The sequence below is a fragment of the Prosthecobacter sp. genome (assembly GCF_044226605.1).
GTDB lineage: Bacteria > Verrucomicrobiota > Verrucomicrobiia > Verrucomicrobiales > Verrucomicrobiaceae > Prosthecobacter.
The window spans coordinates 400829-427530 of record NZ_JBGAGS010000003.1 but is presented as its reverse complement, the minus strand read 5'-3'; the positions used below and the strand labels follow the sequence as shown (position 1 = coordinate 427530).

25 protein-coding genes are annotated in these 26702 nt (G+C 55.9%); 2 read left to right on the top strand and 23 right to left on the bottom strand.

What is annotated here, in order from left to right:
* Positions 1 to 61: 61 nt before the first annotated feature.
* The 8 genes from ACILSO_RS06090 to ACILSO_RS06055 all read right to left on the bottom strand — a co-directional run bounded on the left by ACILSO_RS06090 (position 62) and on the right by ACILSO_RS06055 (position 9682).
* Positions 62 to 1366, bottom strand: coding sequence for a hypothetical protein (locus tag ACILSO_RS06090; RefSeq protein ID WP_395736483.1), 1305 nt, complete (start codon positions 1364 to 1366; stop codon positions 62 to 64).
* A 485-nt stretch (positions 1367 to 1851) separates the two neighbouring features.
* Positions 1852 to 2142, bottom strand: a complete 291-nt coding sequence (locus tag ACILSO_RS06085) for a hypothetical protein (protein WP_395736482.1) — start codon at positions 2140 to 2142, stop codon at positions 1852 to 1854.
* A 1209-nt stretch (positions 2143 to 3351) separates the two neighbouring features.
* Entirely contained in the window at positions 3352 to 4446 is a 1095-nt protein-coding gene (locus tag ACILSO_RS06080) for a glycosyltransferase (RefSeq protein WP_395736481.1), read from the bottom strand.
* Positions 4447 to 4542: 96 nt separating this feature from the next.
* Positions 4543 to 5487, bottom strand: coding sequence for a class I SAM-dependent methyltransferase (locus ACILSO_RS06075; RefSeq protein WP_395736480.1), 945 nt, complete (start codon positions 5485 to 5487; stop codon positions 4543 to 4545).
* Positions 5488 to 5510: 23 nt separating this feature from the next.
* Positions 5511 to 6842 (bottom strand): glycosyltransferase, encoded by a 1332-nt coding sequence (locus ACILSO_RS06070; RefSeq protein WP_395736479.1) that lies wholly within the window; start codon positions 6840 to 6842, stop codon positions 5511 to 5513.
* Positions 6839 to 7603, bottom strand: coding sequence for a class I SAM-dependent methyltransferase (locus ACILSO_RS06065; RefSeq protein WP_395736478.1), 765 nt, complete (start codon positions 7601 to 7603; stop codon positions 6839 to 6841). Before ACILSO_RS06065 ends, ACILSO_RS06070 begins: the two co-directional genes overlap by 4 nt.
* A gap of 73 nt (positions 7604 to 7676) precedes the next feature.
* Positions 7677 to 8732, bottom strand: a complete 1056-nt coding sequence (locus tag ACILSO_RS06060) for an acyltransferase family protein (RefSeq protein WP_395736477.1) — start codon at positions 8730 to 8732, stop codon at positions 7677 to 7679.
* Between the two features lie 98 nt (positions 8733 to 8830).
* A complete protein-coding gene (locus tag ACILSO_RS06055; RefSeq protein ID WP_395736476.1) occupies positions 8831 to 9682 on the bottom strand; it encodes a hypothetical protein in 852 nt (283 codons plus the stop codon).
* A gap of 66 nt (positions 9683 to 9748) precedes the next feature.
* Between ACILSO_RS06055 and ACILSO_RS06050 the strand changes: the two genes are divergently transcribed.
* Positions 9749 to 10966, top strand: coding sequence for a glycosyltransferase family 4 protein (locus tag ACILSO_RS06050; RefSeq protein WP_395736475.1), 1218 nt, complete (start codon positions 9749 to 9751; stop codon positions 10964 to 10966).
* Here the strand turns inward: ACILSO_RS06050 and ACILSO_RS06045 are convergent.
* The 15 genes from ACILSO_RS06045 to ACILSO_RS05975 all read right to left on the bottom strand — a co-directional run bounded on the left by ACILSO_RS06045 (position 10914) and on the right by ACILSO_RS05975 (position 24492).
* Complete coding sequence (locus ACILSO_RS06045; protein ID WP_395736474.1) at positions 10914 to 12113, bottom strand: glycosyltransferase family 4 protein; 1200 nt, start codon at positions 12111 to 12113, stop codon at positions 10914 to 10916. The two genes, ACILSO_RS06050 and ACILSO_RS06045, sit on opposite strands and share 53 nt — an antisense overlap.
* Positions 12095 to 12976 carry a class I SAM-dependent methyltransferase gene (locus tag ACILSO_RS06040; RefSeq protein WP_395736473.1) on the bottom strand — a complete coding sequence of 294 codons (882 nt, stop codon included), beginning with the start codon at positions 12974 to 12976 and terminating at the stop codon, positions 12095 to 12097. The genes ACILSO_RS06045 and ACILSO_RS06040 overlap by 19 nt, the downstream gene beginning before the upstream one ends.
* Positions 12977 to 12988: 12 nt before the next feature.
* Entirely contained in the window at positions 12989 to 13849 is an 861-nt protein-coding gene (locus tag ACILSO_RS06035; RefSeq protein WP_395736472.1) for a polysaccharide deacetylase family protein, read from the bottom strand.
* Positions 13846 to 14589 (bottom strand): class I SAM-dependent methyltransferase, encoded by a 744-nt coding sequence (locus ACILSO_RS06030; RefSeq protein WP_395736471.1) that lies wholly within the window; start codon positions 14587 to 14589, stop codon positions 13846 to 13848. Before ACILSO_RS06030 ends, ACILSO_RS06035 begins: the two co-directional genes overlap by 4 nt.
* A 5-nt stretch (positions 14590 to 14594) precedes the next feature.
* Entirely contained in the window at positions 14595 to 15560 is a 966-nt protein-coding gene (locus ACILSO_RS06025) for a glycosyltransferase (RefSeq protein WP_395736509.1), read from the bottom strand.
* A gap of 35 nt (positions 15561 to 15595) precedes the next feature.
* Positions 15596 to 16441: a class I SAM-dependent methyltransferase gene (locus ACILSO_RS06020; RefSeq protein ID WP_395736470.1), complete on the bottom strand. Its 846-nt coding sequence runs from the start codon at positions 16439 to 16441 to the stop codon at positions 15596 to 15598.
* Entirely contained in the window at positions 16359 to 17495 is a 1137-nt protein-coding gene (locus tag ACILSO_RS06015; RefSeq protein ID WP_395736469.1) for an acyltransferase family protein, read from the bottom strand. Before ACILSO_RS06015 ends, ACILSO_RS06020 begins: the two co-directional genes overlap by 83 nt.
* 11 nt (positions 17496 to 17506) lie before the next feature.
* On the bottom strand, positions 17507 to 18640 hold the full coding sequence (locus tag ACILSO_RS06010) for a glycosyltransferase family 4 protein (RefSeq protein ID WP_395736468.1): 1134 nt from the start codon (positions 18638 to 18640) through the stop codon (positions 17507 to 17509).
* Positions 18641 to 18699: 59 nt separating this feature from the next.
* Positions 18700 to 19449 carry a class I SAM-dependent methyltransferase gene (locus tag ACILSO_RS06005; RefSeq protein WP_395736467.1) on the bottom strand — a complete coding sequence of 250 codons (750 nt, stop codon included), beginning with the start codon at positions 19447 to 19449 and terminating at the stop codon, positions 18700 to 18702.
* A gap of 6 nt (positions 19450 to 19455) precedes the next feature.
* Complete coding sequence (locus ACILSO_RS06000) at positions 19456 to 20367, bottom strand: class I SAM-dependent methyltransferase (protein ID WP_395736466.1); 912 nt, start codon at positions 20365 to 20367, stop codon at positions 19456 to 19458.
* Positions 20364 to 21062 carry a TylF/MycF/NovP-related O-methyltransferase gene (locus tag ACILSO_RS05995; RefSeq protein WP_395736465.1) on the bottom strand — a complete coding sequence of 233 codons (699 nt, stop codon included), beginning with the start codon at positions 21060 to 21062 and terminating at the stop codon, positions 20364 to 20366. Before ACILSO_RS05995 ends, ACILSO_RS06000 begins: the two co-directional genes overlap by 4 nt.
* Positions 21059 to 22330, bottom strand: a complete 1272-nt coding sequence (locus ACILSO_RS05990; protein WP_395736464.1) for an ABC transporter ATP-binding protein — start codon at positions 22328 to 22330, stop codon at positions 21059 to 21061. The genes ACILSO_RS05995 and ACILSO_RS05990 overlap by 4 nt, the downstream gene beginning before the upstream one ends.
* Positions 22327 to 23163 carry an ABC transporter permease gene (locus ACILSO_RS05985; RefSeq protein WP_395736463.1) on the bottom strand — a complete coding sequence of 279 codons (837 nt, stop codon included), beginning with the start codon at positions 23161 to 23163 and terminating at the stop codon, positions 22327 to 22329. Before ACILSO_RS05985 ends, ACILSO_RS05990 begins: the two co-directional genes overlap by 4 nt.
* 71 nt (positions 23164 to 23234) lie before the next feature.
* A complete protein-coding gene (gene cysC / locus ACILSO_RS05980; RefSeq protein ID WP_395736462.1) occupies positions 23235 to 23909 on the bottom strand; it encodes an adenylyl-sulfate kinase in 675 nt (224 codons plus the stop codon).
* 31 nt (positions 23910 to 23940) lie between these two features.
* A complete protein-coding gene (locus tag ACILSO_RS05975) occupies positions 23941 to 24492 on the bottom strand; it encodes a GbsR/MarR family transcriptional regulator (protein ID WP_395736461.1) in 552 nt (183 codons plus the stop codon).
* Positions 24493 to 25494: 1002 nt separating this feature from the next.
* On the opposite strand from ACILSO_RS05975, the gene ACILSO_RS05970 reads away from it, so the two are divergent.
* Positions 25495 to 26304, top strand: a complete 810-nt coding sequence (locus ACILSO_RS05970; protein ID WP_395736460.1) for a hypothetical protein — start codon at positions 25495 to 25497, stop codon at positions 26302 to 26304.
* Positions 26305 to 26702: the final 398 nt, after the last annotated feature.

The following is a 26702-nucleotide window of genomic DNA, read 5'->3' as shown; positions in this document are numbered from 1 at the left end:
AACGCGAACGATCACGTCCGCAACATCAGAACGTGCTTAACAAGCCCTAATTTTCAACCTGTTAGAAGCGCTTGGTGGCTCCGATAAACAGGAAGTGTTCTTGGAAGTGGTCCAAGGGAGAACGACCAGCACCCGCCTGCTGATAATGGTATGCGATCTGTCCCTGCACGGAGTCCGAGAACTGCCGCATGTAGATGGCGCGGTAGGTCCACATTTGCCAGCCACGATTGATCTGAGGGAGAACCACATTGTCATAGGAGACGAGGAGCCCGAGGCTGGACCTGTCCGAGAGTCGCACGCTGGTCATCACACCCGCAGTGAGGAACTGCCTGTCACCTTTGTCCTGACCGATGGCCGTCAGGTCAGCTTTCTCAATGTAGAAGTTCGAGGAGATGCGTGCACCGAGCTGCTGGCTAACGTAGTAGCGAACGAAATTGCTGACGTAACGCGCGCCACCAAATCCGCCTTGAAAGGGCATTCGGCCTGCATCAAATCCATGAACGGTGTAGGGCCCAATGCGCTGGCGAAAGCCGGCCTGCGCGATCCAAGTGTCAGAAGATTTGTTGACGGCTGCGGCGCCGCTGTGAGACCACAACCAGCCCCCCTGGGCGTAAGCAATGGTATTGGAGTTCAGATTCGCATTCACCCCGACCAACGCCTGGTGATACTCAACCTTTGTCTGCTCCTGTATGTTCGCCTCATACATGACGTAGGGCGAAAGGAAAGGCCCCTGCCTCATGATGACGGTCCCAAAGGTGTCCCAAGCGTTCAGGTGATCCAGGTTCTTGTTCCACCAGTCGTATCGATTGAAGTAAGTATTGGAATAAACATTCTCCGAGAGTCTGGCACGAAGAACCGAGCTAAACTGGTTTTGATAGAGAAACCGGTCGCTGCTGAAAGGACGGCTATTGAGGGAGAAATTAGGATTTCCGGTCGAGTCGAACGGCACCGCACCCACACCAAACTGATAGCGTCCAGCGCGATCAAGCGGGGTGGTGTCCATGAAGTTCAACTGATAGAGCATTGACTCGTTCAGCAGATTGGACTGCAGGAAAACCGCAGAGAAACGATCTGAGAACGCAAGCTCCATGCCGTTCTCAATTGGAATACGATAAGCGGTCTCAAAGAGGGCACGAGGAGCAATCTGACCGCCGAACAATGCGTAACCCGGAAATCCAACAGCCCATCCCACCTGACCCGTGAGGGGCAGCCAGTAGACATAGGGGCTTGCAGTGAAGGCAAACCGGTCGCTGATATTGAACGAAATGCGTGCACTCAGGCCCACAATTGCGGCCCAGTTGTCCGAACCCTGCACACCGCTGAAACCACCATAGGGGGACAATCCCTGGTAGTCAGAGTAGATCATGCCTGCATTGGCCGATATATTGTCGATGTAGAAAGGCCCAAGCTTGTAGCACATCCAACGACTGCGCGCTGACTGAGGCGCAAGCAGAGCCTGGGTTTGAAATGGCCCGCGGAGCTGCAATCCAATACCGCCGGAGACAGCCGTGCCATTGCTGCCATTCTCGCTTCTCCAGAGCGCGAAAGAAGTCGCCTGATTGAGAACGTTCTGCGTATCGTAGACAGCGCCTGAAGCGGTGCCCAGTGTGTCGAAGATTGCATTGACAGCGGGATCTGTAGCGCTGCGATAGTATCCGTTCCTAGTGTAGTCGTAATCGCCACCGTACGACGGAGGCGAGGACCTTCTTTGTGGCTGTTGAGCGGATGCCACCGCCGACAGCGACGCTATGGATACGCACCAATATATTAATGTTTGAAGCCTCATCGTGAAGAATAATTTAGGCGATTTTGCTTAGCTGAGTTTTTCAAAGGCTACAAACGAAGTTTTGTTTACTTCTTATTTTTCGCAGTCTTGGATTTCGCGTCATGGCGACGGATCGAAAATGCAGACGACCAATCAGCCTTCACCAATTCACGAATCGAATATAAGCAACCTCCGAGCAGCGGCACGGAGCAGAAAACAAGCCAAGTGGCTTTCCAAAAAAAGCTTTCGCTTCTTTTCGTGACATCCACAACCAGCAGAAGCCAAACCACCGCCCAAACTCCCACGACAAGTAAAATTACTAGATCGGAAGTGTTTTGGGGGGAGGCGTTGAGAATGTTAAGAAACAAACGCTTCATGGCTCGGTCAGAATCGAGGTTCCGGTTTGTGAGTAAAGCAATCCATCATTGAACTAGCAAAAGGGGTAAAGGTTCATCCTGAATGAAAAGCACATCTTTCATACTTCGCAAATCACAACGCTGTTGCAAGCTACTTTTGCGCCAAATTTATACGAACCCACCGCAATTTTGTGCAGATTTGTGCTCCTAAATGCGTATTTACATCTTCCATGCTCGGGCATCCCTTGCCGCATCCAACTGCCGAACGCTCTCTCGAAAGTCCCTGCGCGACAGGAACAGGAGATCAGGCTCTCTCGCCCATGTGCAACTGACTGCCAAGTGATTCCGTCGTTCAGCCCGACATGGAGGGTCGGATCACTGGCTACGACGAGCTAAATGATACCGTGAAGTGGCGTTTTAACCGAAAGGAATTCCTGAACAATCCATATCCACCTTTTGCTATTCTTTTTTTTCGTCAAATCGGCATTTTGAGGGTCCAATTCCGCTCTATTTTTGAGTCATTACCCCAAATCAACCAGCATATTTACTTAAAAGCACAGGGCTTCAGATTTAAAAGACTGCCCGAAACTTGCTCTAATAACAATGTGAAAAATGCCCATGTCTTGGCGGCACATAAAGGGTTTCACCATTGGTCCCGAGACGCGTCGTCAGGGTCAGGGGGGACAGGTAATGCCTGATGGCATTTTGGAGTTGAGCGCCACCTTCGTTTGGAAATTCCTGCGAAGGCCCCCCCCTACGCCTGAAGGAGAGGGGAGCGGCGGTCGCGCATGGCTGCGCGGGATCTTTGCCCGGAGGGAGGCGGGGGCTGCGGCAGGCTACGCCCGCTCACCATCTTATTTCCTGGCACACCAAAAGCCGAGGCCCGCTCCTGGCTAGGACCAATGCAGGCCAGTGGTGTCCAGGAGACGAGTGGGGCGGCCTGGGGCGCAATAATACGGCGCGCCTCTAGAATTTCCCATGCGCGGGCATGAGAGAGCCTTCAATTATCAAGGCCAAGTGTCCGCAGAGAATCGCGATCGCGCAGTGCGCATGCCCGCCATCAACAGCACAAAAGGCTGCAGAATGGCGGGAATTGACGCAAGTTGCCGGCAGTAGGGCTTGCGATCACAAGTCCCCCCCCCTTGCCCACACTTATGTCCGGTTGTGCACTTCTCGCACAACCTGCCTTTACCCTTCCAAGGGACGGCTTTTTGACGGACGGGACGCCAGTTATGCCCGCCCTGTCAGCAATTTCAAACGGTCAGCATACCGTTGCGCCATTGCATCCCAGGAGAACAGGGTTTCGGCCCGCAGTCTGCCTAGGTCTCCGACAGAATGCAGTTCGGAGCTGGAGAGACTGACACAATCGTGGAGCGCCTCAGCCAGGTGATCGATCGTAGAAACATCCTTCACCCATCCACCCTGCCCTGGCAAAATGAGTTCATCGGCTCCGCAAACTTTATTGCTGAGGACAGGTACGCCGGAGGCCAGGGCCTCGAGGGTGACATTCGAAAGGCCCTCATTGCTCGAGGCAACGACGAGGAGATCAAGCATCCTGATGTATGGGGCGACATTCTGCTGATGACCGCACCAGTGCATGCGCTCCGCCAAGGCAGAGTTTCGCATTTTTTCCAATACGCGGTCTTTGTTTGGCCCGCCATCGCCAACGACGATCAGCCGGCAGTCGGGATGCGCAGGCGCGATCTTTTCGAAGGCCTCGATCAGCTCGAGGTGGCGCTTGAAGGAACCGAAACGCCCGACGATTCCCAGCAATTTGCAGTCGGGCCAGGGAATGCCATGAGCAGTGCGGAGAGCTGCTTTTTCAGAAGCGTCGGCGGCAGGCCGGAAGTTCGTGATGTTCACTCCGTTGATGAGAGGAATCAGGGCGGGATGCTTGATGCGCATCTTGATTAGTTCCTCGCACTGCTGGGATGAAACGGTGTGAACGGCCTTGCAGGCACGGTACAATAACTGGCGCTGCAAAACCCGCCACTGTTTCGCATCCGATGGAGTGAACTGAGCATGCTCGCCATGGAAGATCGGGCATATCGTGCCGCCAAGAGTGGCGATGGACGCATAGATGAGGGGCGCCATGTTGTGAGTATGAACCAGGTCAAAGCCGCGCCGGATCAGCCTGTTCAGACGCCATGCAACGCCTAGGTGGAAGCCTTCCGCTTTTTCGAGGGCATGAACCGGGTGAACGGCATTGAGGCTGGCAGCGTGGACGCCCGGATGCCTGAGGCAGCAGACTTCGAACTCAAATTCCCCCTGCCCCAGCTTGTTCATCAGGGCGACCAACTGTTTCTCCATGCCGCCGGCGTCCAATGTGTCCACGACTTCCAGGATCCGCATGGGACGATGGGAGGCTTGCGATTCAGATGGCAGCATTTTGGCGTGGAAAGAAGACGGGGAGTTCGACTCTTACTTCTTCACTGCAAGGCATAGAAGTTCGTCTCCGGCACCCAGGGCATTTCCGACGAAATTAACACCGCTCTTGGCGAACGCCTTCGCCCAGCCGGGCAGCCTTTGGGGACGCGCGGGGGACGCCTGCTGCGCCACGGCGAGCTTGTCCTGCCAGCGCTTTTTCATGGCCTCTCGGTCGAGCGTGAGTTCATAGAGGCGCGTGAGCTCCACATTGTACTCAATGCTCACAACTTCCAGCCCGACGTCCTCAACGAGGCGGGTGAAGCTGCTTTTGTCGAAAAAGGAAACGTGCTTTGGCGGAGGATCGCCAATGAAGCGTTTTTGCAAGCGCCAGCTTGGAGAGACGAACTGGGTGGGGACGACGGACACATGCAAGCCACCAGGGCGAAGCACGCGCTTCATCTCGAGGAGCAGTGTTTTTGGATCCGCGATGTGTTCCAGCACGTGACTGCTGAAGGCGACATCGAAGGTGTTATCGGGAAAGGCCGCCTGCTCAAGCATGCCGCAAAAAACGCGGACACCCAGCTCCTTGTTAGAGAACTCGGCCGCCCATGGAGCGATCTCGACGCCATCGGCCTGCCAGCCGTTTTTCTGAGCCAGGTGCATGAAGAAGGCAGCGCTGCATCCCACATCAAGAATGCGGCCTGTTTTGTGCCAGGGCTGAAACCTTTTGAGCAGAGCCTTCAGCTTTTCCTCATTCTTGATCATGTAGCCATTTGCGGTCTTGCGATAGGTGGGGTGAATGTTCGTCGAGCCAAACTTTTCATCGTACAGGTTCGCGTCTTCGCTTTTGGTTTCGGGGACGAAAATGAAGCCGCATTTCCCGCACTGGTGGAATGTCCCAACACCTTCGACGGAGAATCCGGCACTGACGGAGGTGCTGCAAACCGGGCAGGCGGCAGGTGTTAAATCGAGTTTGTTGGACATGTTAGAGGATGACATGGATGTGCGATGGGATGAAAATTTTATTTCCAGCTGTTTTCCGCCAGATCTTCGGCGAAAACCCGGGGGAATTTCGAGTGGAGCTCCTGGTAGATGGGGCGAAGGCGCTGCTGCTCCTCAACAAGACGGAAAGTGGGATGCGGACGCCAGCTGGGCACGGCGAGGTCCTGAGTCCAAGGGCGAGCATTGGCAATTTCATGCTCGCGGATGAGGCGGTTTAGTTTTTGCCAAGAAGGGTCGCCAGAGGCATTCTGCAAGCACCACTCGCGTGGTTCAGTCTGAGGAGCGCGCTGGAGCAGGTTTTGGAGATCTTCGGCAAGATGCCCGGGGCGCAACCGGACACCAGTGCGAGAATTGATGTACTCCACCGGCCCCACATGCGCGTCGTCACGCATGGCAAGAGCGCAGCCAGCCATGAGTGATTCGACGGCGGCCACGCAGCAGCCTTCCCGCCGGCTCATGATCACGGAGACACGTGCGTCCGACTGCAGCGCCGCCACTTCATGGATCGGCAGACGTTCGTGAATGGTGAGCTGCTGAGGCACGCCTTTTTGTCTGGCAAGCTGACGGATGAAATTGCTGTCGCGACCTTCGGCAGGCTGACCGATCAGATGCACTTTAAGATCTGCTGGCAACTGGGCGAGGGTTTCAAAGAACTCCCAGTGGCGCTTGAAGCGGCCCCAGTTGGCCACCATGAGCAGGTCAATGCTGCGCTCCGCAAAGGGCTTGGGATTGTGGGAGCCGGGGCTGATCCAATCGCAGGGCAAAGTTTCAAGGCAGCGCAGCCGGGGATGGAAGGCTTCGATGAGCTGGCGTTCGGCGTAGTTGCAGCTTTGAACGAAGAGAGTTCCAGGGAAGCAGGCAACGACCAAACCCAAGACCGCGTAGTCGGTCGGCGACCAGCTGGCAGAGAACACGAAATTGAAGTTGGCCGCCATCCATGCCAGTTCTTCTTCGCTAAGGCCGAGACACAACCTTGCCCAGTTGTATTCAAAGGTCATCAGCAGCAATCCTTTTTCACCATCGGCCCCCGGTGCCTTGAGGATGACGCTGCGATTCAGCGTGGAGCGGCGTCCAAAATGCTCGCGGTAGCGACCGCTGGATTTGACGGTTTCCACCCATGGAGCGCGCTGGTCGAAAAAACCTTGCTGCAGGAGACGTGAGGCAATGCTTTGATGGAATGCTAACGAACCGCTCATTTCGAGGGCCCGGGTCAACCAACGCAGCTTCCTCTGGTGACCGGGCACGACGCCTGCGACGACCACCGCGGCACGCGCGCAGATACTGCGCAAGGTGCGACTGTGCATCAGGTCATCCTGCAGCCGCTCGGGCAAAAGTCTGAGCAACCGGCTCATGAAGAAGGTGTGCTGGACGAATGCTGTGGCTTTCGTGCAGCAAAGCACCACCCGCCCGCATTTTTACACTGGGTGTCAAATCTATCCAAGGGTATCAACACCAGCTTGGCAACGAAACCAAACAGAAATCGTGCCGCCAGTTCGGCCGGGAACTTCACGATCTTTGGCAGGCTGGACTGCTGAAGCACTGGCACTGTGAAATGAAGAACGGTGGCGAGCTGGCTGAAATGCCCGCCTTGAGGCTTGATTGTGACCAGTTCCATCCCCAGATCTTCGAGCAGCATCTGCATGCCAAGCTTAGTCGGGTTAAAAAAGTGCCATGGCAGATTGTGCAGCGGCGCCGACTGAGGCGCTGTGAGGTAAAGCATTCCACCCGGCTTCAGAACACGAACGAGTTCCGAAACTGTTTTCGGCGGTGACTTCACATGCTCCAAAACCTGGGTGCAGATGACAGCGTCGTAACTGGCATCCTTGAAAGGAAGATCGGAAACGTCTCCGACGAAGTCAACTCCGGGACCTGCGCAGAAGTCAAGCGTGTGGAGCGTGGCGCCGGAGGCCAGGAGTTCTTCGCGCATGACCTGCTCTTTCAGCCGCCCAGAGCCAGCGTCCAGGACCTGCATGCCGGAGTGAAAAGCAGGGATCGCTTCGCGCCGCACGAATTCACAGACATGGTACCGTTCCAACTCGAAACGCCGCCTGATACCGGCGGGAAGGAAAAGACGCCCCAAAGAGAAATTTTGACGAGTGGGAGATTGGCTCATGAATGTTCAGTGTGCAGCATGTTTGTGGCCTCGGAATTTAAAACTGTGGGAGGTATGTGTTTTCGAAATGAAATCAATGGCCTCGATGACCCGCGGACTTCAGCCAACCGATCAAAGGTTTCTCCAACCAGTAATGACACGAGACACCAATCAAAGTCGCCAAAACGGCCAGCCCCAGCATCCAGAGATAGTGCAGAGGGCCAGACAGCGCGTGGATCTGATGCAATCCCTTCAGCCCCAGCAGCAGCAAGGGGCTGTGAGTCAAGAAGATGGAGTACGAAGAATCGGCCAGGCTGTTCAACCAAGACCACAAACGCAGCGGCTTGGAGAACTGCTTCTCAAGCAGCACACAGCCCGCGATCAAGGATGCAAATGTAACGAGCCACCAGCCACGGCGGATCAGCTTGCTGGTTTCCTGCAGCTCCTCGCCAAAGGTGAATCCAATGGCGAAAAGCAGGCTGGAGGTGATCAACAAAGGATGCGTCCAACGCGCCGAGGGATGCTGCCGCAACCAAAGAGCCGTGACAACGCCACCCATGATTTGAACATGACGCATGCTCATGAAAAAGGGGACTACGGAATAGGACTCCGCAAATCCGCCAAGATGAAATCCGACAATTTCGATTGTCCAAAGCAGGCATGCGATGAACACAACTCTAGCATTTGTAGAGATCGCTATGGCGAAAAGAACATAGAAACAGACTTCAAACGGCATTATCCATGCACCCAGAATCAGCGGGTAGCCATCGGTCGGCAGCATGAGGTAGGATGTCAGGACCAGTTTAAGAGAAATGGTCTCATGCAGCAAACGGCCAGCCGGCACCAGCAGAAGAAAGAGCAGCTTGAGGGATGTCAGAGTGAAAAGCAGCGGATAGACACGCGTCAGTCGTTTTTGCAAAAACACCCCTCCCTGCCCAGCTCCGCCGCATTTATCTGCATACAGCCAGGTGATGATAAAACCACTCAGGACAAACAAGAAGTCAACGCGAAAATCTGACTTATCGAACGCATTTGGCAGCAAATGGACTCCATAATTCTTGGCCGCCATGATGTTCACATGGTGCAAAACGATCAACAGAGTAGCGAGCGCCCGGAATAGATGCAGCAGTTGGAAACGTTCTTTCTGCACCACCGGTAGATTTGATGTGTTATTCAACAGCCTTTTGAAGTCTAAAAATTCTTGTCCCGCAAACCTGCGCCAAGATTATTCCAGTTTTTTACGCCAAGCTAGATGGCGGAGCGCTTCTTCAACCGCTCCCACATCTTTTCACAAGCATCCAAGATGGGAGCGGGAATGGGATCGGGCAGAGGGCGTTCACGGTCAAACCGCTGGGGAAAACGGGCGTACGCATCATTCAAATCGAGTTGAATGTGCTTGCCGAGCAATTCGAGAGATTTGCCCGGCTGCTCGACCAGCGAGTTGTAATTGACCGTCATCAAGTCAGGATGCTCCTGGTCAAACAGCAGCGAGTTGCGAGCCAGCCAAAACAACGCAAATGCAGCGGTCGGCGTGGTGGCCAAGCCCTTGTTTTCCAGGATGTAGCTTCGCATTTCTTCGCCCAATCCCTCCGCCTTCCAGGACTGCTCATTCAATTCAAACAAATCGCGAAGATACGGGAACGCTTCGTAGCGCCCCTTATAATAGGTCAGATGGGACAGAATCACCTCACGATAGTGGCGGAAGATCCAAATTCCTTTTGATCCTGGAAAGGTATTGAGGAGCGCTGCTGCACGCTGGCTGTCATGCAGTGGTTTGAGCAGGACCACCTGGCTGCGCTGAGCTGCAAGGAGGCGAGCCACCTCCTCGTCCGGATGCAGACGAAGGTACTGCAGATCTTCGACTGGCAACTGCCTGAAGAAAGGCGGATCCCCTTCCCCCTGATCATTGACCCGCGAATCAAAGCCAATGAAGTTGCGAAGCATTGTTGTCCCTGAACGCTGGCACCCAAACACCCAGACGATGCGGGGATTTTTACACGGGCTCAACGCTCCCTGAATCCATGTGCAAGCCTTGTTGACCTTGTAGGAGGAAAGCACTTTCCAATACCATTGGCCAACAGATGCGGGAAGGATTGTCATAAGGGAGAAAGCTGCGGCGGCAAAATTCGCTGGCAGGTATTAAATCAGTGCGTGATAGAAGAAACTATGCCAGAAGAAACTGTTCACGTATGTCTTTTGATGCGCCAATTTTGGCCTACGCTCGCAGGGGCCGCAGAAAGAATGCGCCGTTATGCTCCAGGTCTGGCGCTTCGTGGTGTGCGGATGCATGTGGTCTGCTTCTGGCGTGAAGGGCTGCCGCGCACGGAGCGACTTGAGGATGGGACAGAAATCATCCGCGTGGAAAGAGCAGGTTCACCGCAGGACGCAGACATCAGCCTCTTCAGGCAGGCAGAGACATGCCTGCGCGAACTGCCAGCCGGACGGCGCGTGCTGCAAACGAACCTGCTTGGCACCCACACCGTAAAACATATCAGTCGAATTTCAGGGCAAGGCATTCCGGTCGTCTATCTGGGCACGATGAATGAAGATGAGTCTACCAAATCCGGTATGCTGCGCCGCTGGCTGAGAGACTGGCGATTGAGACAGCTTTTCCGACCTTTTGCGGCAGCCGTGGTTGGATCGGAAGCCATGATGCAGTGGCTTGTCGAAGCCGGAGTGCCGGCATCCAGAGTGCATCAGATCGGACACGGCGTGGACCTTTCGAGATTTCGCCCGGCTGCTGACACCGACGTGAAACGGGCCCTGCGAAAGGAACTTAACCTTCCAGAAAACGCCTGGGTGGTCTTGTTTGTAGGCACCATGACGGAACGAAAAGGGGCGCACTTGCTGGTCGAAGCCTGGAGCCGCATTGATAAAGCAAGAAGCCAGGGAGTGCTTGTGATGCTGGGCGCCTTTGACCGCCCGACCATTGTGAAAACCGACCAACGGGAAGAACTTGGTCTGTTCCAGGAGAAGCTGCGCCGTTTGATGGCTCCATTGGTCACCAGCGGAACACTGATCCACCATGAACACAGCCCGAACATCGAGCTCTGGATGCGGGCTGCTGATCTATTGATTCTTCCTTCGGCCAAGGAAGGGGTCCCCAATGTTGTCCTGGAAGGCATGTCGAGCGGGCTGCCTTGCCTCCTGACGCGATTTCAAGGTTTTCCGGAAGACGAACTGGGGAAGGACGGGGAGCATTATCAAATCATCGAGCGTTCTGTCGCAGGAGTGGAACAAGGTCTGGCACAACTTCAGAATGACAGAGGCAGACAACTCAGGGTGGGAGCAAGCGCCCTTGAACGAGCGCGCGGGCATTTCGATCTCAACCTTACGCTGGAGAGTTACGCGGCTTTGTATCGGAAACTGGTTCGCCAGGGGTGACCAGCCGGCAAAGACTTTCGGCGAAGGCCTCCACAGGGTCTGGCGGGATTATTTGAAGAAGATTCTTTGCCGCATTGATGCCCATCTGCTGCCACTCAGCACGGCGCTGCCACGCACGTTCCAACGCTTCGTTGATGTGACGCACGGAGGGCGCTTCAGCAATAAAGCCATCCAGTCCATCCCTGACAACTTCCGCATGGCCAGCGACATCGGTGGCAAGCGCGGGGCGAGCACACATCAAAGCCTCAATGAGAGACAAAGGCATGCCCTCGTTGCGGGAAGGCTGGGCAATCATGTGATGGTCACGCCAAATCTCCTCCACGGACTCCACATGGCCGGGAAACCGAACCTTGTCCGGAATGCCAAGCATGACGGCCAGGCGCTCCAATCCCTGCCTGTTTTCCCCTTCCCCAAAGATGGACAAGGTCAAATTGCGGTCACGCCATTGCGGGCCGGCCAGGGCCTGTATCAGCAAATCGTGTCCTTTTGGCCGGGTCTGTATGCGTGCCACGCAGGCGAGACGCCAGTCATCGTGCGTTTGAGGCCAAGGCAAAGGTTCGCGTTTCACTTTGATGGGATTCCAGACCAAGCAGCCCTGCGGCAGACGCTGGCCGATCTGAATTTCGAAGTCGGATTGATTTCCTTTCGACACCCAAAAGCTCGCGGCAACACGGCTGAAAACCCGACGCAAGCGCTCGGCCTGACGGTCATTGGGCCAGTCGCTGGAAACAATGCCATGGGTCACAACAGCGGTCCGAATACCAGCCGTCTGAAGCGCTTCCAGCCAAGGCAGGCAGGAGTGATCGTTGCCCTGGGAAACAAGCACCAAGTCAGGCTTGGCAGCGCCGGAAGTGAGCCGACGAACGAGCGATTGCTCCGCTTTTCCCCTGGCAAAGAAAGGGCGAAACAAACGCTGCATTGGCAGCGAATGAACGAGCCGTTTTACCGGCACCCCGAGTTCCCGCAGTTCGCTTACGCGAGCAGGATCCCAGCGCTGCCAGCAGACGGCCGCGGTGACATCATGACCGGCGCGCGCCATGCAGGCGGCTGTTTGGAGCCACAAACTCTCGGCAGCGCCGATGCCATAATGGCTGCTGAGAAAAAGAATGCGCAGTTTGCGGCTGGAACTCATCGTTTCGCGGCCCATGCGGCAGCCAAGGTTTTATACTGGTCAATGCCGCGGGTGTTCTCGCGCAGGCGACGCTGTTTGATACGCCACTGGCTGAGCACTTTTCGAATTGGCGCCGGTACGACTGCGGCGAGACGCGAGCCCTGCTTTGCGGATTTCACACTGCCGGTCTCATCGTTCTGAGCCCAGCGTTCGGAATAGTCGCTCTGCTGGACTTCGGTGATGTTTGCGCCTGCACTTTTTTGTGCAACAAACAGAAGGCTCAGGCGACCGGGCGGATTGAACTGAACACGCTTTCCGGTTTCGGCCGGATCGCGCAACGAGTAAAAAGTCTCGGGGGGACCGTGGGAGGCCAGTGCGGCGAACTTCACCTGAAAACCATGCTCAACAGCAAACGCACGGAAGAACAACTCCGGGCTGAACTGATAGAAGCCGTGGCCCATCCAATTGTTCACCGGGCACATGGTGATGAAGAGTCCACCCGGACGCAGCAGTGCGGAACAGTTGCGAATGGCGGCGGGAAAATCAAAAACGTGCTCGAGTGACCCGCCATCAAAGACCCAGTCCCATTGCTCCCGTTTTTCAGCGGGCAATGGAAGATTCAGATCATGAACGAGACCGGCTCCCTGATAGGCGGTGGCGTCGAGTGACTCCACGCGCTGGAATCCGACCCTAGTCAGCAATGGCTCGGCATAGACAGTGTCGCTGAATTTCGGATCGGCCAGGTCTTGGAGTTTGATTTTGTGCTCCTGCGACAGCCTTTCGGCCTGGGGTTCTGAGAGCCGCAACCACTGCCGGCCAAGCATCAGGAAATCGGATGCTTTGGGCTGTAGCTGGCGGCAACTGAGGAGAAGCTCGGCACTGATTGCATTAATGGCCATAATCAACGTGGCTCAGGGAGCGAGCCGGGGGATGAGAAGATGCTGACTCGGGGGCAGTGGCAGAGGGGCCAGAGCGCTGCGGGTGGTGAAAGCCGTCTGAATGCCAGCGCGCCGGGCTGCGTGGAGCACGGCGTCGTTCGATCGTCCATTCGGATAAGCCAACAGTGTGGGTCTCGTGCCGACCACCTGCGCCAAAATTTGCTGACAGCTTTCGAGCTGTTCTTCGAGTTCGGACTCCCCGCACTGCGCGAGAAGAGCGTGGTCTCTGGTGTGATTGCCAATGACGACTTCCGGCTCGGCGGCGAACTTCGCTAGTTCGGCGAGATCCAAGGGGCGATCTGCATCTCCATGGGGTGTCCAGCAGTCGGCACCGAAGCGGCTGGTCAATTCCTGCTGAATGCCTTCGGGGCTCTTCAGTTTCAGAAGTTTTCGAGTCGCTGAGAGGTCTTCTGCCGAGACATTGCGTCTGGCGCTTTCGCGATGGAGAACGTCCCACCAGTAGCTTTGCTGAGTCTCCACCGGGCGGCTGGTGATGAAAAAAGCGGCGGAGACTTTTTTGCTGCGCAGGACCGGCAAGGCGAGACGATTGTTGGCATATCCATCGTCGAAGGTCAGAAGGGCGAAGCGTCCTTTTTGAGGCAACTGTTTTCCCAGATCCTTGGGGTGAAGAAACTCCCTGCCCTCAGCCCTGATACGGTCGATGCACGCTGCGAGCTGGTCTGTGGAATGTGACAGCAGCGGGTCCAGAGCCGCGGATGGTTGCTGTCCGTCATACAGCGCGTGAAAGAAGACGACTTTCAACGAACTGCCGCGCTCGAGCTGTTTCTGCCGTGCAGAGTCGAGCAACGAACGAAGCTTTCCAAGCAGCCTCATGATGGCGGGTTCACCACCTGACGCTTGCGCGCCAGCAGGATGACATTGTGGAAGTAGCGAGGGTCATTGGGCAGCACACGTCCCAGCATGATGCCAAAGAGATTGATCGGAGCCACAAAGAGCGTGGTTGACACGATGCGCACGGCGCGCCGCCCCCAAGGCAGGACGGTGCGGCTCAGCCAAAGGGTGAAAAGCTGAGTCAGCGTCTCGATGTAAGTGGGAGTCTTCACGACTTCCTCCACATCGAAACCGGCGGCATTCAGGAAGCGGTTCAGGCCTACGGATGTGTAGCGGGCCATGTCATAAGGCATCTCGACCTCCTCCCAACCGTAGGGATAAGTGATGAGCAGAGGCGCACCCGGTTTGAGCACGCGAGCGAGCTCCACCAGCATGGCTCCGGGATCCGGCACGGACTGGAATACTTCCGTGGAGAGAGCGCCGTCAAACTCCGCATCGGCAAAAGGAAGTGTTGTGTCGCGGAAGTAGAAGTCTGCCTTCTTTTTTTCCGAGGAGTGACCGCTCACCTCAATGTCCACACCGACATACTTCTCCACCTTGAAGAGGCTTTCGTATGGCTTTTCGCCGCAGCCGAAGTCGAGGATGCGACCTTTGAACTGCTTTGCGAAGTGCCCGACCCAGCGCATGAGGCCGCGACGGATGATGAAGTCACGGTTTACGAAAATACCAGCACGCGAGGGTAGAAAGCGCTGCCGCTCCAGCCATGTCCTGAACTGGCTCATGATACTCATTCGTTGTTAGTCGTGGTGATTTTCCTGCTGAGGCCACGCAGCCAGATGCGCGAGATCAAATCTTCCCGGCGAAGGTAAGACTGGGCGATCCTGACAAACGATGGCATTTTGAGTCTCTCGCTCACTTTCAAACCATCTCTGCTCTGAAAGTGACGAGCGATGCCGAGGATCACCGGCATGGAGAAGAACAGGCGGCGATCCCACAAACGTCCAGCCACGGAAGCGGAGTCAATGCCAGCGAAGGCTTTGCAGTTCATCAACCATGCACGGCGCTTGGCATTGGCAGAGCGGTTCAGGCGCATCTCGGTCTCAGTGAGGCTGTCCGGATTGTAGCGGTAGCGGATCAACGGCTCTGGAAGTGCCTCGACTTTGTGTTTGCTCAGGATTCTGAGCCAGAGGTCGTAATCCTCGCACCAGTAGGGAGAGTCAGGTGTGGAGAGGTCCTGATAACCGCCGATCTCGAGCACTTTGTCACGTCGCATCAACACTGAAGGATGAAGAACGCGCGGCGCGCGCAGAGTGGCGTGCAAGATGTCGAAGTAGTCTGGCGGGAACACCGAGCGCAGGGGAATTTCCCGGTCTTGCAGATCGATGCTGATTCTCTCCGAGCCGATGACCGCGAGTTCAGGATGCTGCTCCAGATGGGCAACCTGCGTGGCCAGACGGTGAGGCAAACAGATGTCGTCCGCGTCCATGCGGGCGATGAGGGACGACGGAGCCTCCTCCAACAGGCGCTTGAGGGACATGCCCAACGAAAGCGGCTCGCCGACAAACACTTTGCCGGGAATGCGAGACGGTATCCACTCGCGCAACACGTCCAAGGTGCCATCCGTGGAGCCATTGTCCCAAACGTAAACCTGATGATCTTGAAAGGTCTGCTGGCGCAGCGACTCAAGCGCTGTGGGCAGGAATGGCATGCCGTTCAAAACGGGCATGATCCAAGTAACGCGAGGGGTGGACATGATCAAAGAGACGTCTTACCGCTGACCGAAGGAGCTCATGCGGACTTCTTTTGAATGATGACCACAAGCCATTCGTCATCGCCTTCCTGGCGCAGTTCGCAACGAACGTCGGCAACTTCGGCGAGAGCCTGATTCACATTCATTTCGGTGGTCCGGGAACTGATGATGAAATGGCCACCCGCCGAGATGGAAAAATTCCACTGATGCAGGCCATGCCAGTTTTCATTGATGCCTTCGTTGGGCCGATGCTTTAGATAGACGTATCCGCCCGGCTTGACCACGCTGAGCATCTGCATGACGGCGAGATAAGGATCCAGGCCGTGGTCGAGACAGTTGCGTGCGTGAGCGAGGTCAAACGAGGCGGCGGGCAAGAGTGCAGCGAGTTCCTCCCCCTTCCCCGGCTGGGTGCGAACGGGTGGCTGCAAGCCATGCTTTTGCAGCAGCACATCGTATTCAGCGGCGAGAGGATCGAGGGCGGTGAGTTGGACGGGCGTTCCTTTCACGCGCTTGCCAACGACTGACAACGGGCCAGCGCCGACATCGACGATCTTGGGCTGTGCACCTGCGTTGAGGACGAGAGCCAACAACGCGGCAAGCTCTGGATCGAGCTCGAGTTCAGGGCTCATGCGCTGCTCAAATTCCGCCTGCCAGCGCAGGCCACGCGTCTTCAGATAACGGTCCCAAAAGGCGGTTTCAGATTTTCGCCCTGACTGCCAGCGAAAGCTTTGCAACAGGCGCCTCCACCAGGAATTTGGGAAGAAGGACTGAGGTTTTGTTGTCATAGTAGGAGTGGAAACATCAGCTGGCTGGAGCAATCGCCAGCGATGATTTTGCGGGTGCGGGAAACCAGCGATCGCGCAGCTTGAGCGCAGGGCCTTCAACGATGGCTGCCATCAAGCGGCCCAGGGCCAGAGAGCCCGCGACACCGAGGAGAGAGGTGATCCACCAGCGCTTCTGCCCGGGGATTAGTTTTTCGAGATAGGGCTGCAAAAATCTCAGCCAGGGCATGTGCCAGAGATAGATGCTGTAAGAATGGCGGCCGACGACTGAAAGCCAACGAAAGGCAAAGAAGGAACCCAATTCAGGACGCCCAACACCTGCGAGAAGCAGAAGTGCAGCCACTCCACCGGTGAGATCCATGCCGGCGAATGAGGCCCATGGCTGATCTGCTTTGAGACCGGCGTAAACGAGCCACCATGCGAATACTGCAAGAAGGAAACACGCAGGCAGGCCGAGCTTTGATTGAAGGCGGGTATGCCAACCGTGATTTCGACATCCCATGGCGAGGAGCACACCGAGGAAGAGTCCGTCGATGCGAGCGTGGGTCATCATCAAGACGGGCTCGTTCCAACCTGGATATCTGTAGAAGGCTATCGTTCGGGCCAGAAGGCAGCCGATCGCGAGGAACACGAAGAGTTTAACCACCCAGCCTCCGGCAGCGGCCTGCTCCTTTCCGGGGCGGTGGCGTGAGTGCCACATGAACAAGCCGGCGAGCAGCAGGTAAAAGTGCTCCTCCACGGCGAGAGTCCAATGCGGATCGCTCAGGCGGCCGACGTAGTTTTGCAGGAAGAGGAGTTCTCCGATCAACCGGTCCACCGGCACGCCGTGGCCTTTCCAAATGCGCACTGCAACGATGAATGCCAGTGCGACCCAGAAGGCCGGATAGATTTTGAATCCGCGGCGAATGAGGAATCTGCCGGGTCTGACGGTGCCTGTCTGCTCCCATTCTTTGAACAACAAACCTGAGACCAAAAAACCGCTGAGGACGAAAAACAGATCAACCCCTGCACGACCACCTATGAGCGCGAAACCCTCGAATGCGGCGCTGACTTGGGCCGGCACTGAAGTGCCGCGAAACTCGATATGGGCGAGGATCACGAACAGCACGGCCAGTCCGCGAAGGACGTCCAACCATGAGTCTCGATGCACAGCCATGCCCAGTTATTTTAACGAGACGACACTGCGGCCAATGCGGTGGTGATTTTTTCAGCGAGCTCTTCGGCGGGATCTCGCTGCCAGATGGCTCCGACTTTGCTGCAAGCCTTCTGTCCCATTTCCTGCCATTGATTCTGCGCCTGCCAAGCGCGCTCAAGGGCCACTGAAAAACTTGCGGGCACAGGAGCCTCGGCGATGAAACCGGTCTCGCCTTCGGTGACGAGCTCGCAGTTTCCGCCCACGTTTGTCACGACGGAAGGCCTTCCGGCATGCATGGCTTCGATCAACGCCAGCGGGAGTCCTTCTGCACGCGAAGGCATGACGAGGAGGTGATTGCTACGCCAGATTTCGGAGAGATCTGAGACGTGACCGCAGAAGTTTACGCGGCTTTGCAAGCCGAGGAGCTGGACCAGATCGCGAATTCCCTGTTCGTGGCGGCCCTGGCCGTAGAGGTTTAGCTGCCAATCGCGCGCCTGCCATTCGGGCTGAGCGAGCACCTTGAGCAGCACGTCATGTCCTTTGTCATGAATGTCCAGCCGTGCCGGCAAGGCCATGCGAACGGGCGACATGGATGAGGGCCATGGAAGTGAGTGATGGTTTTCCGCGAGCAGGCAGGGATTGCGAATGATGACCGCGTTTTTCAACCGTCGCCCGACCATGGTCTCGACCATTTCAAGGTTGTGACGTGAAACAAAGACGGTCAGAGCGGAATCGAAATACATGCTATTGTAGCTTTCGCGAACCGAGTCGGAGGGCCACTCGACGTCGTTGGCGAGCTGGACGATGAGTCCGTAAGGCTGGCCGAGTTCGCGACAGGCTTCTGCGTATTCGCGGCCGGACAGATGGCCGCCGCAATTGATGATGAGAAGATCGGGCTTTCGCGTGCGAAGGGCGGCGCGGAATTTTGACTCGGGATTCCCCGCCACCATGCGTCTGCCAGCATCCAGAATGCGGCGGACCTGGCTTTTGGGAGAAGGCAGGCAGTTCACGGAAGCGGCAATGTCCGACCACAACTTCTCGCCATGCGCAGCGCCTGGCTTCACATGATGAAAAACGGTGATCTCCAGTCCTGATTTTTTCAGGTGCCGGGCAGAGAGGCTCCACAGCATTTCCGAGCCGCCAATGCCGGCGCGGTGCAGGGTCACGAATCCTACGTGTGGAAGCTTTGGCATGATGCTGTCTGGTTGCCTTCGAGCGTGCTGTTTCAGACAGCGCGAACGACGAATCCAAGGCCGATATACAGGCGATGCTTTGCCAGATCCGCCTTCACGAAACGATTGGTGGAGAAGGCGGTGTCGCAGCCGCGGTGCCACCAGGCGCGGCGCTTGAGCATGGCATAGCGGAGGGGCCAGAGACAGGCGCCGAACAAGGTGCGTGCCCGGACTTTTGGAAAGGCCTGCTCAAGGAGAAACAAGGCGGCGCGGGTGCCAGTCGTCAGCTTCCAGACTTCGTCGATTTCAAAATGATTTCGGGTGAGGTCACGGGCCAGACCGGCATCGGTCCAACGCTGGAAATCGTAGGGGCAGCCATGGTCTTCGAAGATGCCATGGGTGGTGATGATCATCCTGCCGCCAGGGCGAAGCAGCCGACGAGCTTCGCGCAGGTAAGCGTCGGGATCTGGCACATGCTCCAGCACCTGACTGGAGAGGACCAGATCGAAGGATGCCGACTCCACAGGCAGAGGCTCAAACGCATTTCCGGGCTTGATCTCGTAGTCGATACCTTCGGTGCCGGGAAGATCCGCGCGCTTGTAGTGCGCATTGGGAAACAAGCTGCGATAAGGCGATCCACCGCAGCCGAAGTCGAGGAGATCCAGCGGGCGGCTATCCTCCACGGATGCCATAGCCAGCTTAAGGTCGCTCAGATGCAGATACATCGAGTCCCCGGGAGCGGGTTCCAAACGCTCGCGCAGGTATGGATCGGCGCTGATGAGGGTGGCGACAGGGGCTGGCATAGAAGATCAAGAGCGATGGAGAACTGCGATGAGCGAATGCGCCCGGCGAGCCCACGGCTTCCGGAGGAGGCACATCAGGTCATAGAGCAGCGCCCCGGTGCGGCTTTTGGGAAACCGCATCGTGCCATCCAGATTGCGGCGGCCTTCACGATTCAACGTGCCATTGAACCGCCGCCAGGAGTTCGGCTCGTAGTCCACGCTGCTGAGCTGATAGCCGATTTTTTGCGCCAGGACTTTCATGGCCTTTGCCGACCAGAGGGTGAAATGGTGAGGTGGCCAGCACAACGGCTCGGTGCTGCGCCCGAGCATGGTGTCATGAGCAGGAACGGCGAGGATCAGTGTTTTAGGCTGAAACTGCTGCACCTGAGCCTGCAGCCAGGCGACGGGTTCATGGACATGTTCCAAGGTCTGCAGGGAGATCATCACTTCTGCGTGGCGGCCCTTGATCTCAGGAGAATCAGGGAGATGCACATCCAATCCTTCCGCCCGTCCTTTGGCGATGGCTTCTTCGTTCAAATCCGTGCCCATTGCCTTGATCCCGGAGGACTGGATCTCGCGCACCAGCCACGCATCTCCACAGCCAACATCGACCACTGATGAAGGGCGCGATTCACGCACCATGCGAAGTGCCTCCAATTTGTCCCAGGATGCCGGATTGTAGTAGTCCGGGAACGACGACAAACGCTCGTAGAAATCCGAATCCCCCAGCCGGCTGGGAGAGTACCAGCGAAGCCCGGATTCGGCTGCAAAGTATTCGGTAACGGGTTCCCGAAAGTATTTTTCACGCAGTGCCTCGGTCAGTGGGAAGCGACAGTAAGTCGCGTACGCACCAAACAGTTCATCCGGCTGGCGTGTCCTGAGCGCCTGGCCAGCAGCTCCGGTAAGCGGACACTGGTGAGTGATGGGCGATGCGGTCATGAGTTTGAGGCAGGGCGATGATGCATCTCTCCCTTGATCCAATGAGCCTGATAAATTCCCGCGCGCTCCAGCAGAGGCTTGATCCCACGACGGGCGCAGAAATCATAGAACGCCTCGCGACAGCCCTCCCAGTAGCCGAAATCATCCAGGATGATGTAGCCTCCAGGCACGACGCGATCAAAGAAGGTGTCCAGACAGAGCGTGACGCTGGAGTGCCAGTCGGCATCGACGTGGAGCAAGGCCACTTTTTCAGGCAGTGGTTGTTTGAAAGTGTCCTCAAACCAGCCTTTGCGAATGACGGTCGATTCTTTTGGAACGTTGCAATCAGCAAGGATCTTCTTCACCGTCTCCTCGGAACCGACGCATTTCCCAACCCACTCCGCGGCTTCGGTGCCATCCGCTTCCGTGGTCTCAGGCATGCCTTCAAAGGAGTCGTAGAGCCAGAGCTTGCGACTCTCCAATCCAACGACGCTGCCAAAGAGGGCCGCCGTGCCGCCGTTGCAGACGCCACACTCGACGATGTCGCCAGGGATTCCGGCGTTGCGCACTGTCTCGCTGATACGCAGAATGGACTCCAGGGCGTCTCTGGGGCACATCGTGTTCTTGCGCACCTTCTTCAGGCGCGGATCCATATCCGCGTCTTTGGACGGCTTTTTCCGCAGTGTTTTGATGAAATTCTTGGCTAGCTCTTTCATGATGCAGTCGGGGTTTTGACGTTCCAATCCCAGTCTTCCAAATACTTGCAGGCGCCTTCCTGCCAGGCCCACTCACGATGCTTGCCATGCATGACCACCTGGAAGGAGCAGATGCCTTCAACCGACTCCGTCATCGATTTGGAAAGGGCGTCGGCGAGGTAGGTGGTGATGGTGTACTGACCCATGTAGAGCCGAGGGGCGGGCAAGGTGCATTCCAGGCGGAAGACTCCGGGAGAACGCAGCATTGGCTGTTCCGAATCAAACACCCAGGAGTGGACCACGGGCTGCTGAAGCGGATCCAAAATGTGAAACGAAAACGATGCGTTTTGCAGGGGGGCCTTGGCGGTGATCTCGAAAACAAACTTGAGCGGCTGGCCCCAGGCGTGTGTGCCACCAGGCTCGGAGGTCAGAACTTCCGCCTTGCTAACGTAGGCCACGCCCTTGGGTTCCTTGCCTGGCATATACGCCGTACCGGCTGACACGCCATCTTCCAAATAGGCCGAAATGGCTTCACGAGTCGATCCCTGAAACACACAACTCCCCTTCTGCATCAGAAGGCAACGAGTTGTCAGCGTGGAGACGGCCTGCATGTTGTGGCTGACAAACAGCACGGTGCGGCCGTCCTTCGTGACTTCGCCCATCTTTCCGAGGCACTTCTTTTGGAACTCCATGTCGCCGACCGCCAGAACCTCATCAATGATGAGAATCTCAGTGCGGAGGTGAGCGGCCACGGCAAAGGCAAGACGGACATACATGCCGCTGCTGTAATGCTTCACCGGAGTATCAAGGAACTTCGCGACCGCGGCGAATTCGACGATTTCATCGAATCTGGCGCGGATCTCCTGGCGGCTCATTCCAAGGATCGCTCCATTGAGGAAGATGTTCTCCCGACCGGTCAGTTCGGGATGGAATCCCGTGCCGACTTCGAGCAATGAAGCCAGCTTGCCACGAAGGCGGATTTCACCACGCGTCGGTTCGGTGATGCGAGAGAGGACCTTGAGCAGCGTGCTTTTACCCGCGCCGTTGCGGCCAATGATGCCGAGCACCTCGCCGCGCTTCACTTCGAAGCCGACATCCTTCAAAGCCCAGAACTCCTCCGTGCTGCGCTTGACCTCCTGCTTGCGCTTCAATACACGCAGCGGCCACGCGGCCGCATGCTGAATGCGCTCACTTAAAGTATTGGCCTTTCCTGCCGCACCTTTTTCGAGATGGGCGATCTGGTAACACTTGCCAAGCCCCTCGACACTGATGACCACATCATTGCTCATATCACGTCTGCAAAAGTTCTCTCAGTGCGGCGGAAATACCACAATCCCAGGAAGGTCAGCAGCAGGGTAATTCCCACGGAAATCAGGAAGCCCGGCAGATGCAGCGGGGTGCCGCCATGGACGGCCCAGCGGAAGCCATCGATCACGCCAACCATGGGGTTGCAAGAATACAGAAGACGCCATTTTTCGGGAATCGAACTGGAACTGTATCCGACAGGGCAGACGAATGTCCCGATCTGCACCAAGAATGGAACCACGTGTTTAAAATCGCGAAACTTCACCATCATTGCAGCGATGAGAACGCTTGGCCCAAGAGAAGCCATGAGTGCGTAAAGAGCGAGCAAGGGTAATGCCAGCAGACGTACGGTGGGCATGACTCCGTACCACGCCGCCACGACGATCATCAGGACGAAAGTGAAAAGGAAATCCACCAATGCGACTCCCAAGGTGCTGCAGGGAATGATAAGGCGGGGAAAGTAAACTTTCGAAATCAGATTGGAGTTTGTCACCAGGCTCTGAGTTGCTCCCAGGACGGCGCCGCTAAACAACTGCCATGGCACCATGCCAGCCAAAACCAGCACCGGATAAGGCACGCCATCCGAAGGGAACTTTCCCAGCCTGCTGAAAAGGACCGTGAACACAATCGTATTCAATAGCGGGCGCAACAACGCCCACGCACTGCCCGCAATCGTCTGCTTGTAACGCACCAGGATGTCCCTCCATGCCAGGAAGTATAAGAGTTCTCGGTAACGCCAGAGATCACGCCAGTAATGCAATTCGTGCTGACCTGCCCGGATAAGAACATCCGAGTCATTGCTCGTCGATTTGGTCATATCAGTTCAACGAGAGATTTTTTGAAGCGACACAATGGAGCATACGGGTGAAGTGAATGAACTTCATGCTTTCAGGCCACTGACATCGTGGAAAGCACGCATTTTGCCAATGCCTCCTGGCAGACCTCCAGCGAGTGCAAATCTGTGCGCAATTCGAGATCAGGATTTTGCGGCGGCTCGTAGGGAGAGTCGATTCCGGTGAAGCCTTGGATTTTTCCCTGCCGGGCTTTGCGATAGAGCCCCTTGGGATCACGGTTTTCGCAAACTGCCAGCGGTGCATTGACATAAATCTCAAGAAAGTTCACGCCTTGTTTGGCGCATGCTTCACGCACCAACTGACGATCGGCGGCGAAAGGAGAAATCAACGAACAGATGACGATAAGCCCGGCTTCGGCCATGAGGCAGCCGACCTCGCCAGCACGCCGGATGTTCTCTGTGCGATCAGAATCACTGAAACCGAGATCCCGGCACAATCCATGACGCAAATTATCGCCGTCCAGCACAAAGCTGGCACGTCGCAGCCTGTGCAGACTGACGTCGAGACTTGTAGCAAGAGTGGATTTGCCGGAACCCGACAAGCCGGTGAACCAAACGAGTCCGCCGCGCTGGCCCAGCAACCTCCAACGATCTTCACGAGACACATCCAGATGTGACCAGGTGATGTTACCGCCACCGTCTGCGAGCAAGCTGCCGCCCTCGGTCGCAAGACCGTCTGCCATTTTTTGGGATTTGGTCGCTTCGCCCATCGGGGTGATGCGTTTAAGTTGTTGTCTAGAGTTACAAAAAATAGTCCAGCAGGTTGCTGGACAGAATTCTGTCAAGCTTCTGATGGAGGCTGCGAGCCGCCACCAGCCTTTCGTGAATCTCCTGGATCTCAGACGAATTGAAGGATTCCTCAGCACTCGAGCGCTTCGGCTTTTTTTTGGGAAGTTCGGCAGCGAGAACGCGATCAATCTGGTCGCCCGCAGAGCGGAGCTTCTTTTTCAAGTTTGGAAGAAGCCCTTTCTTTATGATCAGGCTGAAGCGCGTTTCGACCTTGTAGAAGTCACGCCGGTCCCCCTCCATGACGATGGGAGTGACCGCATGCCATTTTTCGAGCTGCCGAACCGTTGTGCTCGCGCTGGCTTTGCTGATCTGGAGATGATCGGCAATCTGTTCCAGGCTTATTGGGCGTGGATGCAAATAGATCAGGGCAAACATACGTCCAATAAGCCTGCCCAAGCCAAAACTGTGAGTGGTATTACCACCAGCTTCAATAAAGCGCCGCAACTCACGATCCCAGGAAAGCATGCTGCTGCTGGGATGGGTTTTAGCAATGGACGTCGACATCGTTCAAAGAAAATTTAACGATCTATTACATGGCGCAGCACTTCTGCAAGCTTCATATTTGAAAGATTTGAGCACGAAGATGTGTGATCCTTCTTCGGAAATGCAGGTAGGTAAATCAGAGGTTATGCATGAATGGTTTTTTTGAGCCTCTGGGGGATTAAACCGGAAATGATCTGGATATGAAAAAGTTCAATTGAATCGAAAAACCGAAAGACACCAGAGTTCGACGCATTGCATAAATGAGCCATCGCCCTCAACATTTTAAAAGATCTGATATGATTTCATGGTAGCAGCGCCACCGTCGCTAGATCTCGAGACTCAAGGATGGTCACGGCATCCTCAACGGAAAGAAGGAGGCGTTCCAATAGACCATCTTTTGTGCGGCAACCTTTGTCATCAAGAACACCTGGCAGCCAGTCTTCAGAAACCATCCGTGGCTCCCACATCCAAGAATTTTTCAAAACCGATGCCACCGGATTTGAGAAAGCAAGCAAGTGATATGCCAGGTCAGACCCTAATTGCATACTTGTGACCCACCTGGTTCTTAAGAGACAGGGATTCCCCACATATCCCATCGTCCATAAAAAGGAACCACAATTACCAATTCGCCACCTGTGAGAATGTCTACGGAAGATGAATAAACCTTCAAATAACCGGACCACCTTGATGCCGGCAAAAATGAACACCCCCGATACGTTCACATGAACATAAGCGAGCGCGGCAGAATCAGACCTCTTCTACGCGGCCCAATCAAGCTGAGTGCTAGTAATTTGCTAATGGCGTTTTTGAGGGTGGCACGATGTTTGCTCCAAATGTATTGTAGCTGTTAGTAACGACACACCCCTTTCGAAGCAGAATTTGATAACCAAACCCTCGCGTTCTCAAACATGCCTTTGATGCCTGGGAAAATTGACAAACAAATTGTACAAAAACAATTGGCACCCGAAGGGATCAGTGCATAATAGAGGGGAATTTAGTAAAGTAGCAGAGCAAAATCCTATTATGAAACAGTCCCGCTTATTCCACATTCTTCTCTTCGTTGTTGCAGGTTTTGGCGTCCAAAAGGCAGCCGCACAATGGGGCCCGATGGGGCCAATTGGCTACTCCGGCGGCGGCTGGGGCTCTAGCTGGGCTGGCGGTTACGGAGGGTACAGTGGTTGGGGAGCTCCTGGATACACTGCGCAGACGAATCCTATCGGTCGCGTCAAAATTGAGGGCGATGTCAACTTCAGCGGCCAGATCAATGAGGCCGATGCAGGAATGGGCAATGAACCCAAGCGTAATCCTTATGGCCTGATCATCGGCACCGGCGAAATGACCAAGCTCATCATGACGTGCCAGCCCAATGCCTATCGTCAGCGTCAAGTGGGTGAGCCCAAGGTGCGTATGGATTTCTACAAGCTGGTGACGGGCCTTGAGATCAAGGGTGTAAACCTGGGTGACAGAAAAGGTCGTTTTGCCAACTTCGAAGAAGAGACTGCTACCTGTGGTCGTGTTCTGGTGTGGATGGACAGCACTCGCAGGCAGCTTCTCCTGGATTCCGCAGATCCTTCCCGCCGCCGGGTTGAGTGGCTGTGGTCCTCCACCGTCCCCCCTGAGCGCGTTTTCGTGGAAGGCCTTCGCGCGACAAATCCGGGCGGTGCTTTCATCATCACCTACGAACTCGACGATTCCAACAAAAAGGGTATCTCCAAGTGGTTTGGCGAACCAGCTGTGTGGGATCGCCAGTTGATCACGATTGGCACGACCAAGGTGACCAAGCCCAAGATTGACCGCACCCCGGTGTGGACTGTCACTGGTGGCGGCAAGTAAGTTCAGCTCTGCTAAGGACTACTACTAATTCACTCTTGAGCCCCAATGGTAAGGCAACAGTGCCTGCCATTGGGGCTCGATGCGTACGGAGGAGGCCGGTGTATCAACTGCTGTCGGACTTGGCGGTTTGATGGTCGGAGTTAGTCAATGCGGGCGTGAACTCTTGCGCTCACCCAGGCTGCCGCAATCGCCTTACTCCTTACGGAGAAAGACTGGGCACACGAGACCTGGAAACCTCATCTTTGGATCTCCCTATACAAAGAGAGCAAATCGAGGAATGTCTTCCTGCACTCGTTGCTGCAAACCTAGATCTCCCTTTGCTCTCACCCCGTCCGAACTGGAGAGCATAAAACTTGCAGCCCTTTCAGCCACCGCCGCATCCTTAATGGATGCACAGG